Raw genomic sequence first — 16255 nt, forward strand, 5'->3', positions numbered from 1 at the left:
GCTTATGTGAACGCTGTCAAAATTGCTTTATGTATCAAGTAAATTAGCTTATGCATCAACTAATTCGAAGGTGCACGACGACTGCGCCGCGAAGGACGGGAGGAAGCCTGGGCCGCCGGGGATGCCTCAGCACTCTCGGTGGCCTTGGTCGCCGGCTCGTCGGCTGTTTCCTTGGCTGTTTCCTTGGCTGTTTCCTTGGCTGTTTCCTCGACAGATTTCTCAACTGAGTTGTCCGAGTCCTTGTCCGAGTCCTTGTCTGTAGCTTTATCTGCAGCTTGCTCAACCGGCTTTTCGGGATCTTTTACAGCTGGCTTAGAGTTGTTGCTGGCTTTTTTCGGTTTGGCAAGTGGGTCCCAGCCCTGAGCACCAATTCGAATTTCTTCGCGCTCCGCCCAGGCATATTCGCCTTTCTTGGTCGGCATTTGATTTACGCCGCTCCCAAAAGCTTGATGCTCGGTGTCGCTCATCTCGTCTTTCAGCTTGGCAAACATAGCCGAATCTCGAGCCTCAGCGGTGAAGCTGATCTTTCCCGTGGCCCCGTTGCGATCTTCTTTCAGTTCGAACTGAGGATTGCTGAGCATGACATCGCGACTGCTGGGCGCATGAGCGGCGACATAATTCAGTTCTTCGAGCCAGTTGATCGATCCGGCCAGGAAACGATCGACATCTTCACGCTGCTTGACCTGCACAGCCCGATCTTTAACTTCCTTGGCCTTCTCTTTTTCCAGCTGGCTTTCCGCAGCGATCATCATGTCCAGGTTGGCGTGTGTGCTCCAGTACCAAAACGTCCCGCCCATTAAGAGCAGCGCTGCCACGGCGCCGGCCAAAATGTATTCGCGTGTGCGACCCTTCTTGGGTTGCCGCTTCTTGAAATTCTTCAAGTCAATGATGTTGCGATTGTCAGAACTGTTGTTGCTGACGACGCCAGCCAAGGCGGCGATGCGACTGGCGGCCCTTTGTCCAAGCTCATGTCGCTCCGGCAACTTGGCTGGCAATACCGATGAGGGATCAACAACCATGACGCTGGCGGAGGTCGCTTCGGCAATCTGTGATTCAACGCGTTCGGCAATGTCCGGTGCCGCAATCAAAACGACTTTGGACACCGGTTGATTGTTCAGAAACGACGAAGCAGCCATCAAACCGCGGCGGATCTCGGCGACCAGGGCCGAGGCCAAGGCGGCGGGATCTTCGGGCAAGCGTGCTGCGCGAACTTGAACCAGACTACCAAAACTAACGGCCAGCAAGTCGGCATGCGTCTGCGATACGGCGATCACCATCGCAGCTTCCGCACTCGCCAAGCCGCCAACGGATACACCCCAGCGGGCGATCTCGACCGGACGAGCCAACACTTTTACCAAGTTGATGCCCAAATCCGAGCAGGTCGCTTCTATCTCAGCCATATGCGCCGGCGAGATCGTGGCTGCCAATGCCGAGATACCATCGGAGCCTGGTTGATCGGGCAGGAGCACATAATCTAGCGGCCAGGTATCGCCAATGTTGGCCATTTGACGCTGAGCTTGAAAGCGAACCATATCGGGCACTTCATCCGCATCGCCTCGCGGAATGGTCAGTGCGCGGAACTCGAGCACTTCACGCGGCGCGATCACCGTCGCTTCGCTCCGAGCCAAGTCGAGTTGCTTGGCTAGAGCGTAGAGCTGTGTCGAGATGGCGGTCGAAGAACCGGTCGTGCCTTGGCCGCCTGTGGTTACCAACGTATCGATCGAGACCGTCGTGCCACGCCGTGTGCCCATGGCCACGAACAACCCGTCTCGCTGCCAATCGATGATTATCTGTTTGGACACTCGCTGGGTTCTCAACTAGTTAGGGGGTAAAGCCCATAGGCTGGGGTACTCTCATTCTACTTAACAACGCCCGCTGGCGGAAGTTTCGGTCAGCGGTGCAGGAGGTGATAGTCACCTCTCCAAGGCTTCGCCTTGGGGAGGTCGAATCGAGCCGTAGCGAGATTCGGGAGGGGTCTTGGCAGTGAAGGTGGTTAGTACCGCAGAAGTCTTACGTAGCGCTGTGCCCCCTCCCGCAGACTTCGGCTGAACGCCTTGTCTGCGACCTCCCCCGCTGCGCGGGGGAGGTGACAGTCACCTCTCCATGGTCACCTCTCCATGCACCACCGTCTGGGTGCTCACAAACTTCGATTTCCTTGGTTTCTGCAGCCGCAGACCGAATATCAAACGCTTCGTTTGGAGCACTGGCAATGCTGCACATAGCCAGTGCCACCCAGAACCCTTAAAGCTGGACTGCGTTAGCGTTTAATCGTGCTTGGCGCGATACCTACGTCGGTGCGTTGCCCTAAGGTCACCACATCGAAGCCTCGGCCCAGGTGATCCAGGCGGCGGAAGAAGAGCACTTTAGGAGTCGCTTCGACTCCACTAATAATGGCTTCGGCGCGACAGAAGGGAGCGGCGCCCTCGTAATACGCGACTATGTGAGCTTTGAAAACATCACCACTACAGGTCATCAGTGGCATGAACCCACGCATCTGTTCGATCGTGACCAAGCCTTCGACCGCTAGCCAAGTTTCGAACTTGCGGTTCTCCGACTGAGCTCCATCGACGCGGGCTTCGAGAATTTTTTCGACCAGTTCATCGTTCATGCCTGGCATGCCGGCCAATATCTCGCGTGGACATTCCATGATGTTGATGCGACCGGGCATGGCCGGCGAATCCACTGTGGTCAGCTTGTCCATCAGAATCGGTAGAGCATCCGCCAAGGCTAGCGGACCTGAATTGATCGGCGAAGCGAAGGAGTTGCCTTGGCCCTGTTGGTTTTGACCACCGCCATTACTGCCACCACCGCTCCCACCACCTTGATCGCCAGCAGGTGGACTGTTTTCGCCACCACTGCCACCGCTTCCACCGCCGCCACCACCACCTTGCGCGCCGCCCAGCGTTACCGACGAGTCGACCAGGTCGAGGATCTGATTGAACTTGACACTGCCTTGAGCTGTGGCCAGATCGACCGATGCGAGGGCTTCGGAAGTCCAGAGTTGTTTTTGCGCCTGGCCGGCTGCGCCGGAGCCGGTTAATTGTTGGGATGCCTGTTGCATGGAACTGAGCTGCTGGCCGAGTACGCCATCTTCATCGACAGTGGTGGCCATCATCGTCAGCAATGACTGCAGCGGAGTGCTTGCGCCCGGGGGCGGCTGACCTCCGATGCGATAGGCAATGATATAGCTGGCGAACAATTCATTGACGCCGGCTGCTGCCAAATCAGCCTGCAATTGCTGCAGGTCATCCATGTTGATGTTGACGCGCGGAGTTCCATCGGCTGCGACATTGCGTTCTTGACTGTGCAGGGTCAAGTATGGCGCCCACCCCAGTGGACTCGGTGGAGTCAGTTCCGTCTGCCCATCGCTGCTCATCCCAGTGCCCGTGTTGGCAGTGGCCGCAGGAGTCGCGCCCAGACCGGCACCCGGCTGCACTCCCATCATCATGTTTTGTTGTTCGCTGGCGTCGAGCACGCCGTTGCGATTCTGATCATAACCGTATAGCAACTGGGGAGTCACGCCGCGCACTAGCAGCAGTTGTTCGATCGAAGTCAACGGGCCGTTGATCGGTCGATAGGCTGGTTGCAAACTTTGGTAGTAGTCGGAGTATTCACAGCCATACTGACGTGGCTCGTCGTCTTCATCCAAGAAATCTAGAATCGCATCGGCGACATCTTCGGTCATACCAGGAATGCCCATCAGCATGGTAGCCCCGAGATTTTGTGAGCCTGTAGCCGCGCTGGCCAGCGACGAAGCCGCGGAACCCAGACTACCGAAAGCGCCCGCCGCCGGACCACCCGCTCCGCCGGTCAATTGCGGTGGACCAGACTGCGCGCTCGGGCCGCCGCCGGTGCTGCTACCTGGCGTGCTACCTGGAGTGCCGCCCGTCGAGCCGCTTGCCCCAGTGCCGGCCATGGCCCCCAGGGAACTAGCGCCCATCGAAGTGGCCAGTTTATCGATTTGAACCAAGGCATTCAGATTCAGCTTGGCTGATTCGTTCTGCAGACCATACCGAAAGCCATTGATGATCCCAGTTTGATCGAGGCTGGGAGCCATGAACGTGACGTTACCGCGAAAGGCAGGATCCAATTGCGGTACGATGTTGATGGCTTGCCACTTCTGAGCGTTGTCCCATGCGCCGCCTTGCTCTTCGCGCAAAACAGGCGCGATGGCTGCGTAAACTCGCGCCACCTGAATGGCTGATTCAACCATTTGCCGCGCTTGGAATCGCTGGCTGTCCAGTTTGGCTGCCTCATGCGCGATCAACATGGATTGCGAAAAGTTGAGCGACGCCAGTGAGACAACCGAGACCACCAGCAGCACCACGATCAACAGGAATCCACGACGCGAACGCGGTGAACGCAGCGATCGCACCGCACGCACATCGCGCTGGCTGCGCCTGCGATTTGATAATGGTGCATTACTGAATGTGTGCTGCAATTTCATAATCCCACCGAGCTCATGCCTGAATCCGTGCCGGTGCCAGTTCCAGTTCCATCGGTAGTTGCCGCTTGCAACTGGGCACCTGGGATGGCCACGGTTAACGTATAAACTTCGATGCCATATTGGGTTCGCTGATCGATGGGCATCGTACTCAGCGAGATACCGGGCTGGACGATCCCACGTTTTTCACCCGACTTGGATTGCATCGCCAAGCTGATCTCGACCAGCCAGGGCAAGCCCTGCGTCGATGAATCCCATGTGGTCAGCCACTGCGTGCCATCGTAGTACATGAACTCCAGCGACAGCACTTCGGGAGCAATCAAATCGCCAGTGCGACCAAGCTGATCGGTTTGCCCAAGCTCTTCGGCATGTGCCAGCACGGCGCGATCGAGCACGCGCCGCACCAGACCGCTAGTATTGCCCGATTGAGTTGGCGTGGAAGTCACTGAATTCATGGTGTCGGTCACGCCCATGTTGGTGGGCAACTGAATCCAGTAAGCCACGCTCTTGATGTCGCCCGGCAAATCGTTCAGTGTGCCAGTCAGCATGGCTGTTTGTTGGGCAATGTATTCATCGGGCCGCGGCAGTCGACTGATATCCAGCGACAAACTGGTGGCGCTGCCATAAATGCCCAGCGGCAAGGCCGTCGAAGTTACACTACCATCGGTGGTCTCTGCACCTGTGCCAGAGGTACCGGTGCCAGAAGTACCTGTACCAGTTGAACTGCCTGCGCCAGTGCCTGTCGCGCCAGTACTCGAGCCTGTAGCACCGGTACCAGTACCCGTTCCCGTTAAACCACCAGTGCTACCCGCAGAACCAGTTCCCGATGCTTGGCCAGTTTGCCCAGAGGCTCCCCCGGCACTTTGACCGGTCAGCATCTGCGTAAGTACAGAGGTATCAAATTTCTGTTCTGTCACATTGCTGCGCAAATCTTCCGCGATCATGTTCAACACACTACGCGCCAACGCCACACGACGAATATCTTCACCGCGCGTGGCATAAGCCGTTGAATACATCCCGACTAAGTTCGCAATCAATCCAGCCACCAACACCGACAAAGCCAACGCCAACATCAGTTCCAACAGCGTAAAGCCAGCTCGCCGCTGTGTGATTCTTTTCGTAGCGCGACCCTCGGTAGCGGAAGCCGTCAAGGCTTTCGAAACAGAGCTCTTGGTAGCAGAAGCCGTCAAGGCTTTCGAAGCGGCTCGCATCGGAACGGAACTCGTAGTTTCGAAATGCTTGACGCATTCCGCTACGTTGATTTCGAAATGCTTGACGCATTCCGCTACGGGATTACATCTGGCCACTTAGACCTCCGGTAGATGAAGTTCCTGTACCCGTTCCGCTACCGGTACCGGTGCCGGATGAGTCTGTGGTGGTTCCTTCTTCCGCCGGTGGCGTATCGAGGCCCAGGGAAGGATCGATGATCCAACGTATGACACTCAAGTCCGCGGGGGCTTCAACATCTTGTTTGGTCATGTCGCGAATCAAAACCTGAATGCCGATCATGTTTTCGACTTCGGCATTGACCTGCGCGATCATGTATGACCACTTGGAAGTCGACGCGGAGATGCCGACGGGTGTCCAGGTGGACGAGGGCTGCATAGGTATGGCACCGGCCACGATTTGGCTGAGCACTGATTCGGCACAGATCTCTGCTTCAGCTTCGCGCTGGGCATGCAGAGCATTCATGACCGTGACCTGCATGGCTTGCATCAACACCGTGCTGGCCACGCCTAAAATGGCCAAAGCCAAGATGACCTCCAGCAGCGATAGAGCCGGACGACTGGACAGGCTGCGAGTTGCATTTTTCATGGCGCGATCTCCAGCGGTTGTTCACCTGGAGTTAGCACCTGCGTAGCCCCGGTCAGCCCGCGCATGCGAACACTCTTTTGTTTACCCGTCGGAGTTTGAATGGTGACTTCGGCAGTGCTGGTACTGCCATCAGGATAAAACATGACGGCCTGGTTGGCGGCGGCGACTCCAGCCATACCACCTTGCTGTTGAGCCAGCGAGTAGGAACGCATGTCACTGCCGACCATGCAACTGACGAAAGTGATCTCTTCTTCCAGCGTCTCGCCGGACTCCGCTTCTGCGGGTTCCTCGGGAGCGGGGATGTTCATCGTCCCATACTTGTTGGCTTCGGCCACCGTGCCGGCCGAAGTCATGATGGTCGCTCCGGCTGACGAGTTCGTCACGTCTTCGCCGGTCATGAACGGCGCGACCGAATAACTTCCTGAACCAACTGTGCAGTTGAAGACTTGAATCTGTCCGGTCTTCATCGCCGTCAGCCGGGCTCGATCCCACACGTTGCGGAGCTTGTCAGCTGAGGCAATCAAATGATGGCGCTTGAACGCACTGCCGACCGATGGAGCTACGATTGCGGCCACCGCCACCAATATGCTCAAAACTAAAATCAGTTCCAGCAGCGTCACACCCGCAGAACGCCCCAGTATGCGACTCAGTGAGCGACTCCAACGCGTATCTACACGGGGGCCCTCAATATTCAGATGAATCACATTTCGCGAATTGGTTTTCATGATTCATCTGACAATCGGTTTCTGAAACCGGCGGGCCAAAAGGTTAGCCAGTGATGTCGTCGTTGGTGCCAGGCTGGCGATCGGGACCCATCGAGCTGAGTTCGTATTTGTCGCCGTTGAGTTGATATTGGTAATCGTTGCCCCATGGATCCTTCGGGATACCATCTTTGTAGATCACTTCATACTTCGAAGTATCGACGTCGCTAGGTGGCTCGTGCATGGCTTCGAGCGTCGGAGGGTAGCTGCCCATGAAGAGTTTGTAGCTTTCCAAACCGTCTTTGAGTCGGGAGATCTGGGTCGATGCAGTCATCTTGTAAGCCTTGTTCTGCATCCCGCCAATGTTGACCACGGCGATGGCAGCGATGGCGGCCAGAATGACTAGCACCAGCATAACTTCGAGCAAGGTAAAGCCACGCCGATTTCGGGCCTGGCGTAGCGGGCGACGCGTTCTTTTCATGGATGGATTCCTTAACAATACAGGTGAGTTTTTCAGTAAGCCATTGCTCTTAAGGCTCTTTACGATGAAACCATGCTGGAGCTATTAAGTAGCGGTACCATTAGAGCTAAAACGATAAAAAATACGATGCCAGCCATTATCAACAACATTAGCGGCTCGAGCAACTTGACCATGATGTCCAAACGCCGAAAAGTCGAGCGTTCGAGCGTGTCCGCAATTTGCACCATGACTTTGTCCAGCGTATTGGACTCTTCGGCCACTGCGATCATTTCTACGACCTGACCCGGAAAGTGCCCCGAGGCAGCCAAGGGAGTCGCTAGTTTCTCACCAGCGGTAATGTTCTCGCTGGCTTTTTTGATCGACTGGGCCAAAATGCGATTGCCCGCCGCCGAAGCGCTGATGTCGAGCGACTTCAATATCGGCACGCCGTTGTTGAGCAGCGTTCCCAGCACGCGACAGAAACGAGCTACGGCCAGATTCAAGAAGATGTTGCCGAACATGGGCATGCGAATCTTGACCCAGTCGAAGGTGCGTTTGCCTTCTTCGCTCTGCAATGCATACGTAAAGGCGAACATGGCCACTACCATCGCGATGATGGGCACAAACCAATAACCCTGCAAGAAGGCGCTTAGGTTTAGAAGTGCATCAGTCGCCCACGGCAATTCACCTTTTTCGCGCATCGAAGCGAATAAGGTTTCGAACTTGGGGACGAAGAACACGATCAACACGCTCACGACCGATGTACCGACACAGCCCAAGAAAACTGGATAAGCCAAAGCGCCGATGGCGCGGCCTTTCAATTCCTCTTGCTGTTCGGTGAACGCAGCCACGCGCTCCAGCGCATCTTCCAGGAAACCGCCTTCGGTTCCGGCTCGTACCATGTTGACGGCCATATCACTGAAGACGCGCGGAAAACGCGCCATGGCCGCTGGCAGTGGTTCGCCCTCTTCGACCCGCGCCTTGATCTCTTCCATCACTACTTTTAACGCCGGCTTGCGCGCCTGGCTGGAGATCACGGTGATCGCCCTCAGCAACGGCACACCGCTGCGGAGCAGCGCAGCCATTTGCATGTAGACGTTGGCCATGATCTGGCCCGAGACGCGTTTGCCACGCGAATCGCCACTGGACTTGGCGACTTTCAATTCCACCGGAAACAGCGACCGAGCATCCAACTGCGCAATGGCTTCACGTTGGCTGTTGGCCGTCAGCGTACCAGAGGTCTTCTGGCCGCGAGTATCGCGAGCTACATAAGCGAAGTCAGGCATGGGAGACGAAGTTTGAAGTTTGAAGTTTGAAGTTTGGAATCACGGGCTGCGAGCTGTGTTGCACTACCCGAGGCGGTCGCCCTTGGTGACGCGGATGACTTCATCGATACTGGTCTTGCCGGCGATGGCTTTGACCCAGGCATCGTGACGCAAGGTCCGCATCCCTTGTTTTAACGCAGCTTGCTTGATTGTCCAACTGCTGACCCGATCATGGGCCAGTTGGCGAATATCTTCCGTCGTCACCATCAGTTCATAAATACCAAAGCGTCCCATGTAACCGACGTTGCGGCAGGTACGACAACCGACTGAGCGATAGAGTGGTTGACCACCCAGATCGTCCCACGGAAAATCGCTCGGCAATTCATCGACTTTGGGATAGTAGGCTTCTTTGCATTCTTTGCACAGTCGTCGCACCAATCGCTGCGCCATAACGCCTTCGACTGTGCTGGCGACCAAGAATGGTTCGATGCCCATATCGACAATACGCGTATAGGCACCAGCCGCATCGTTGGTGTGCAAGGTGCTGAACACCAAGTGACCGGTCAGTGAAGCTTGAATGGCGTTCTCAGCCGTTTCCGCATCGCGAATTTCACCGACCAGCACGATGTCGGGGTCGTGACGCAAGATGCTGCGTAGCGACGCGGCAAACGTCAAACCGATCTTGGCATGCACTTGAATCTGGTTGATACCTTCCAGCTGATATTCAACAGGATCTTCGGTAGTGATGATCTTGTTTTCGTCGCTCTTGATTTCAATCAGCGAACTATACAGCGTGGTCGTCTTGCCAGAACCAGTTGGGCCGGTCACTAGTACGATACCGTGCGGCAGTCGAATCAGTTCGCTGAAAATCTTGTAGGTATGTTCTTCCATACCCAGCGATCGCAGGTCGAACTTCATGGCGCCTTTGTCAAGAATACGCATGACCAGGCTTTCACCGTGGATCATCGGGATCACTGACAAACGAATATCGATCTCGCGACCATGCACTTTCAGCTTGATGCGGCCGTCCTGTGGCAAACGCTTTTCGGCGATATTCAGCCGAGCCATAATCTTCAGTCGGCTGATGATCGCGGCTTGAAAGCGATTGATCTCAGGTGGCACTGGTTGCGTGTGGAGAATGCCGTCGATGCGATAGCGAATCACCAGGCCCGACCCTTGCGATTCGACGTGCACGTCGCTGGCGCGCGAGTCGATGGCTTCGACCAGGATCTCGTTGACCAATCGCACCACCGACGCTTCCTGAGCCATTTCGCTCAGTTCGCTACCATCGGTCTGCAATTCTTCTAGCAATTGAATCGTGTCGTCTTCGTTGCGCGCAGCCAGCAAGCCTTCGACCGTCTCAGAACCCACACCGAGATGTTTCTTGACCAGCCGCGCAATTTCAGCTCGTTCGGCCACGACGGGAATAATGGCCAGGCCCGTCGCCGCGCCGGCTTCATCCAAGGCGTAAACATCTAGTGGATCGCTAGTGGCCAGGACGAGCGCACCTTTTTCGCGGCGCAATGGAAACAGCGAATGGCGATAGATGAGCTTTTGTGGAAAGCTCTTGACTAGTTCTAGATCGATGGCCGCTTCGCGCAGGTCAACAAAGTCCATACCGAGTTCGTCACCCAGAGCGCGCAAGGCGGGTTCTTCTTGAACGATACCTTGCTGAATCGCGTTATCGATTATGTTGCGCGAACCATCGGCCCGCAGTTTGTCGAGCTGTTGGGCATCGAGCAAACCACGACGCTTGAGAATTTCGCCAGCTTCCAGCATCACCATCGTTTATCTTCCCCCTCGTTGGCCGCCCTGTCCGCCGCCACCGCCACCTCGATTGCCACCACCACCGCCACCACCGCCACCGCCTCGATTACCGCCGCCGAAGCCGCCGCCACCAAAGCCCTGGAAGGGGTTGCCGCCACCACCGAAACCACCACCGCCGAACCCGCGATTACCGCCACCACCACCGCCGCCCCCTTGGCCACCGCCAAAGCGTTGACGCAGTTGTTGCATGGCATCTGCGGCGCGGCGAGCCTGATCGGGATCAAAGTTGCCGCCGCCCTGAGGCGCCGGGTTGCTGTTGGCCGTGTTGCTAGCATTGGTATTGGTCCGAGCCTTCGACCCCAACACGCTCTTAAGGGCTGTGTCTATCATACCAACATTCAAGTTGGTGCCGCTGAGCGAAACAACTTCCACGCCCTCTTCAACATCTCCTCCGGCGGTATCCAGTTCATCCACCAATTGGCGAATCAGGTCTACATCCTGTGGTGGTGCCATCACCAGCAGAGCATTGATTTTCTTGTCGACGGTCAAAGCGATTTTTGCTTCGGTCAGTTGACTATTGGCTCCACCAGCGCCGCCACGCCGGCCACCGCCGGCCAGGGCTGCCAGGATCTGGGCTGGGTCAGGTCCGCGACCACCACCACCGCCGCCTCCACCACCACCGCCAGCTCCTTCGATGCGGTCACCAAACAGGTTGCGAATTTCGCCAGCAACTGTGTCTGCATCTTGAGTTCGAACTGGTATCACCGCAGGCTCGCCTCGAGTGCGTACAGAGATGATGCTGTCAGGCTGGTCAATTATCTTTAAAAGTTGATCACAAGTCTCCAAATCGATCGCATTGGCGCGAATGACCAGGATGTTCAGTTGTGGGTCGGCGCTGATGATCACATCGCCGGTCGTCATCGACGAACCGCTCGAGGAGACCGAGGAACCTCCACCACCACCTCCTCCACCCAGCAGCGAACCAATCATGCCGCCACCAATTTCGCTGACCATGTTGCCCAGCAATCCGCTACCACCGCCACCTCCACTGGAGGAGGTTGTGCCGGAGAGAATCGCTTCGAGAAGTTCTTTCGCAGCTGCTGCCTTGCGGTACTTCAGATAGTAAAAGGTTGGCTCTGCGCTGAGCGAAGTTTGATCCATCATCATCCGCAGCATCTTTTCGAATTCGGCCAACGCGTCCGAATCGGACGAGGTGATGATCAATCCACCCGGACCGGGCATGATAACGATATCGCCATCGTCATCCTCTGGTGCACTGGCCCGCTCGGAATCGTATTGACCGTTGAACTGATCGTCGCCGTCTCGATTGCGGCGCGGACCAGGACCGCGACGGCGTAGCTCTGGTTGACCCAACCTGGCTACGTCTTCAGCAGCAGAGTCAGGTGCGACATCGGCCGGTGGTTCGACTTCATTGACCACGTTTGCAATCGTTTCTGAGTCGACTTCGTCTGCGGCAACATCTACGCCTGCTGCTTCAGGTGCTTCGGCAGGTGGTTGCTCGGTGCTGACCAGCCGAGCCATGCTCGCCTGAGGCCGGCGATTTAGGTTGCTGGTCTTGCGATCTTTTTCGGGAGCGACTGGTCGTTCTTTTTCGGCTGCTGGCGGATCGGGCTGAAAGGTAGGCCGAACATCGTCTTCAGGTGGAGCAACCGAGCGCTGTTCAAAGCTGCTATCGGGTTCACTAGAGCCAGGCGTGACCACGCGAATGCGGTTCTTCTTCTTGGTAGCCATCCACAGGCGTTCGACTTGCTCCAGTGCGCGCTCGACTTTGCGAGGTGGCAAAGGGATCACTCGCACATTGCCACCCAGATCGTTGTTGGCCGTGCTGGCTTCCATCTTGTTGATGAGCGTCTTGATCTGCTCCATCTGCTGTGGGTTGGCTTTAACATACAAGCGGCGTGTCAGCAGGTCGCCATCGATGATTGGTTGCGATGGATCAGCCGTGCCCGACTTGGTGAGGCCAAAGAACTTCTCGATCGAAGCAATCGCTAGCTGAGTATCCATTTTAAGGTCTATGACTTCGAATTCGCTGCCCTGGCCGCCCAGGACGCGCAACATTTCATCGATCTCTTTGTGGGTCGATGGTCGCGCTTGCACGACTAACTTGCTAGTCTCTTTGTCGAGTTCCATGCGCACGTCTGGTTCACTGCTCAAACGTTGTGAGAGAACTCGAAAAGCCAATTCAGGATCGGAACCTTTGATCTCGTGGATTTGAACCTCGGATGGTTCACGACCAACCGTGCCTTTTTCCAACTCGCTGGGCGCTGAATCCAAGTGCTGCACCAAGTCACGGAGCTTTTGCACATCTTCCGGTTTCTTGGCGCTGACAAACAGAGTGTTGCCGAAGGTGTCCATGCTGAGGCTGATGTCTTCATTACCGTTAGCCCCATCCGGCAGGCTCAGTAGCGGACGCGCCACATCGAGCACTTCGTTGGCCGTAATGTGCTTGAGGGAAATAGCTACGATTGAACTACCTCGCACGGATTCGGGATCTTCAGCGCGGCGAATCAGTTCGCGGACGGCGCGCATCACGCCAGCGGTGTCGATGACTTGAATCTGACCAGCAGAGGGCAAGCTGACGACCGAACCTTGCAGGCTGAGCAACTGTTCGACTTCCTTCTTGGCATCATCGGGATTAAGCCGCGAGAGGAAGAAGAGGCACTTGACCAGTTCAAAGTCACCACGCGTGTCGAGCGATTCCAGTGGCACGAACTCAGCTAGTTCTTTGACATAGTTCTTGGCCATCGGGGCTTCCAGGTCGACGACCATCAGGAGGCGATCGCGGCGAATGAGTGAATAGCCATTACCCAATAGCGAAGCGCTCATAATGTCCAGAGCTTCACCCACGGAGTAGTCACGTGAGTTATCGCGATAGGTGAAAGAGCCTGGAGGCATCACGCCCGGTTGGAGCGACAGGTCGGCTTGATCGCACAACCAGCGCAGCACTTCGGACCATGGCATGCCTTGGAAATTCATCTTCAGGCGCACTTTGTCGACCGGCATCCGATCGCGTGCAACCTTGGGCTGACCACCTTCGGCATCAGGCGCCGCTGCGTTGGGCGTGCGAGCGACCAGGGTTGGATCGGGACGTTCAGGTGGTTGCGGGTTGCCCACGTCGGCCCCGGGGCTGCGACCAGCCAGTACTTGCCAGGTAGCCCATTGCGATTCCGATATTTCATTGCGAATCGAACGCTCAACGTCGGCGCGAACTTTTTCAGCATCGGGACTTCTGGCTGACGAATGGGCGCGGGCGACCAATTCTCCCACCTTGGCTTTCTGCCAGTCGGCCAGGTTCAGCACGCTAGCGATGCCGGGTTCATCCAGGGAGAGCAGCCCCAGACGCTCGACGCGCAGGTGCTCCAGCATGGCTCGTTGCTCGACATCCAGAATGGCATAGCCCAAGCGTTCAGTCTCGAGCCGGAAAGCATTGCGCAGGCGCGCCTTTTGGTCCGGCGGTGAGGCGCGCTCTTCGCGAGCCAAATCCAGCATTTCGCCCTGGCGTCGCTTGAGCAACTGCTGCATCTTGGTTCGCTGATCGTCGGTCAGCTTCAGCTTGTCAGCCACGTCGGGCTTGACCGCTTCGGCGATAACGCCAATCGTATCTTGGGCTCGCGCCGGTCCAAAGGTCAGGCCAGCGTAGCACAGCAGCGCCAGCAGTCCGAGTTTTCCGCAGGACTTGTTCATGAATCCAATTCGCTCCAATGAATAATTTGACTCGCTACCGGCGGCAGATAAGGTTCCGCCAGCAACAGTCACGCACGGCCCTGCCTCGACTTCACGTACTTCTTTTGGGGAGTCGCGTCGTCGAGGTCAATGTGGTCGGCAGCGCGAACGGCCACCGACTCAGTTTCCAAGTCTAATTAGGCAGCTCCCGAAACCCACCGGGCTATTCGCCCGGAAAGTGCAATGATTTCCCGCCTGGGGCGTCAGTTTCAGAAGCTACGGTTCTTCCAAACCCCTTATCTAGACTAAAGTTTCGGTACAATACGGTCAGGCGATCGGCTTCTCCGCCGGTAGAGAACGAAGTTCAGCCTGTGGGTCAGGAGCGTCAGAAATGCTCAGACACAGGCGAGTAGCCCAGAGCCACATCGGCTCGGCTGGCATTTGACCTCGGGTGACACAGTTTCCATGTACCGTAAATTCCTGCGTTCCAAGATCCACCGCGCAACGGTTACTCAAGCTGACTTGGATTACGAGGGTTCATTAACCCTGCCGCCTGACCTGTTGCGAGCTTCGGATATCGCCGCTTATGAAGCGGTACATGTCTGGAATGTAACGCGCGGCACGCGGATCGAGACCTATGCCATCGAAGGCGTTGAAGGCAGCCGCGATATCTGCGCCAACGGTGCCGCCGCGCATCTAATTCGCCCCGGCGACTTGATCATTGTGGCTACGTTTAACTTTCTGGTCAGCGATACTCTCGAGACGATTCCGCCCGATCCACGAGTAGTCTTTGTCGATGGCGAGAACAAAATCGTGCGAGTCGGTCGCGAGATCCCCGGCCCGCGACGCCGCGGCGCACCCACAACCGTCGCCGACAGTTGCTGCTAAAGCTGTCGCCGATCTCGCCAGAGATTGATATTTCGTAGCCGATCTCGCCAGAGATTGGTATTTCGTAGCCGATCTCGCCAGAGATTGGAAGCATCAGGGAGACGCATCCAAAGTCTGGCGACTTCGGCTACGGATTGGAAGCATCAGGGTGACGCGTCCAAAGTCTGGCGACTTCGGCTACGGGGCGACTTCGGCTACGGGGCGACTTCGGCTACGGGGTAACTTCTTTGCGCCGCAAATGTCGAGGAATGATAACGTCCCAGGCCAAGCCCAGCTTTTCAAGAATCTTGATCTCGTAGTAGCTGATATCGATTTCCCACCAGCGATGTTGGACGCTGGCAGCCGATGGGTCTTCGTGATGATTGTTGTGCCAACCTTCGCCCACGGTCAACAAGGCGACGAACCAGTTGTTCTTGCTGTGCTCGCCGGTGTCATAATTTTGATAACCAAAGATATGGCTGAGCGAGTTGACGGACCAAGTGATGTGCCACACCGCGACCACGCGAACCAACACACCCCACACGACCATGCTCAAGCCCAACTGCAATGCAGCCCATAAATCGCCGCCGCTGGCCACCAGTCCACCGATATATCCGGCCAGGAAAAATACAGGAAATTGAGCCATAGCCACGGCCAACTGCATGTAGGGTCGCTTTTCCAAATACATGTAGAACGGATCGCGCAGCAGGTCTTTGGCAAACTTGTCGGTGGCTGAGATCGAATGTGTTTGACGATTGCGGATCATCAACCATCCAAAGTGCGACCACAGGAAATTGACGATCGGCGAATGCGGATCGGGTTGCTCGTCGGAGTGCACATGATGAATGCGATGGACCACGACCCAGCGAACCGGCGAATCTTCAAAACAGCTGATACCCAAAATGGCAAAGCAATGCTCGACCCACTTAGGACACTTGAAACTCCGGTGGGTTAACAGGCGATGATATCCAATGGTGATGCCTTGGCCAAAAACATGGATGCCCAACAGCATCACGATCAGACCAGTCCACGAAAAGAAGTAGGGGATAAAGGCCAGCAGCGATAACAGGTGAATCGCACCGATCGTGATCGAGTAGATCCAATTCACGTGGTAGGGCTTGACCGTCTCGGGCAAGTAATCTGCCCCGGCACCTAGGGGTACCAGCACGTGTTCGGTGGAATTGGTCGCTTGGGGTTCGGCCTGGTTTGCTTCGGGCTCAATCGTACTGGCCACGGCATTTCCTGTGGGAAA

General features: G+C 56.4%; 11 protein-coding genes. 1 reads left to right on the plus strand and 10 read right to left on the minus strand.

The features are described from left to right. Positions 1-59: 59 nt before the first annotated feature. The 9 genes from SH573x_RS21380 to SH573x_RS21420 form a co-directional block, all read right to left on the minus strand. Positions 60-1802 carry a hypothetical protein gene (locus SH573x_RS21380; protein WP_479349813.1) on the minus strand — a complete coding sequence of 581 codons (1743 nt, stop codon included), beginning with the start codon at positions 1800-1802 and terminating at the stop codon, positions 60-62. Between the two features lie 455 nt (positions 1803-2257). After that, positions 2258-4447 carry a hypothetical protein gene (locus SH573x_RS21385; RefSeq protein WP_479349814.1) on the minus strand — a complete coding sequence of 730 codons (2190 nt, stop codon included), beginning with the start codon at positions 4445-4447 and terminating at the stop codon, positions 2258-2260. Next, complete coding sequence (locus SH573x_RS21390) at positions 4444-5751, minus strand: prepilin-type N-terminal cleavage/methylation domain-containing protein (RefSeq protein WP_479349815.1); 1308 nt, start codon at positions 5749-5751, stop codon at positions 4444-4446. Before SH573x_RS21390 ends, SH573x_RS21385 begins: the two co-directional genes overlap by 4 nt. Then, positions 5738-6259 carry a type IV pilus modification PilV family protein gene (locus SH573x_RS21395; protein ID WP_479349816.1) on the minus strand — a complete coding sequence of 174 codons (522 nt, stop codon included), beginning with the start codon at positions 6257-6259 and terminating at the stop codon, positions 5738-5740. The genes SH573x_RS21390 and SH573x_RS21395 overlap by 14 nt, the downstream gene beginning before the upstream one ends. Continuing rightward, positions 6256-6984, minus strand: coding sequence for a pilus assembly FimT family protein (locus tag SH573x_RS21400; RefSeq protein ID WP_479349817.1), 729 nt, complete (start codon positions 6982-6984; stop codon positions 6256-6258). Before SH573x_RS21400 ends, SH573x_RS21395 begins: the two co-directional genes overlap by 4 nt. Before the next feature lie 43 nt (positions 6985-7027). Then, positions 7028-7441, minus strand: coding sequence for a type II secretion system major pseudopilin GspG (gspG, locus tag SH573x_RS21405; protein ID WP_479349818.1), 414 nt, complete (start codon positions 7439-7441; stop codon positions 7028-7030). A gap of 59 nt (positions 7442-7500) precedes the next feature. After that, entirely contained in the window at positions 7501-8706 is a 1206-nt protein-coding gene (locus SH573x_RS21410; protein WP_479349819.1) for a type II secretion system F family protein, read from the minus strand. A gap of 63 nt (positions 8707-8769) precedes the next feature. After that, positions 8770-10464, minus strand: coding sequence for a GspE/PulE family protein (locus SH573x_RS21415; RefSeq protein ID WP_479356783.1), 1695 nt, complete (start codon positions 10462-10464; stop codon positions 8770-8772). 9 nt (positions 10465-10473) lie between these two features. Then, positions 10474-14157, minus strand: a complete 3684-nt coding sequence (locus tag SH573x_RS21420; RefSeq protein ID WP_479349820.1) for a secretin N-terminal domain-containing protein — start codon at positions 14155-14157, stop codon at positions 10474-10476. A gap of 444 nt (positions 14158-14601) precedes the next feature. Here SH573x_RS21420 and panD point away from each other — a divergent pair, with 444 nt between their 5' ends. Beyond that, a complete protein-coding gene (gene panD, locus SH573x_RS21425) occupies positions 14602-15024 on the plus strand; it encodes an aspartate 1-decarboxylase (protein ID WP_479349821.1) in 423 nt (140 codons plus the stop codon). Positions 15025-15235: 211 nt separating this feature from the next. On the opposite strand, the gene SH573x_RS21430 is transcribed toward panD, so the two are convergent. After that, positions 15236-16237 (minus strand): acyl-CoA desaturase, encoded by a 1002-nt coding sequence (locus SH573x_RS21430; RefSeq protein ID WP_479349822.1) that lies wholly within the window; start codon positions 16235-16237, stop codon positions 15236-15238. Between the last annotated feature and the right edge of the window lie 18 nt (positions 16238-16255).

This window comes from Rania fehmarnensis (assembly GCF_056494185.1).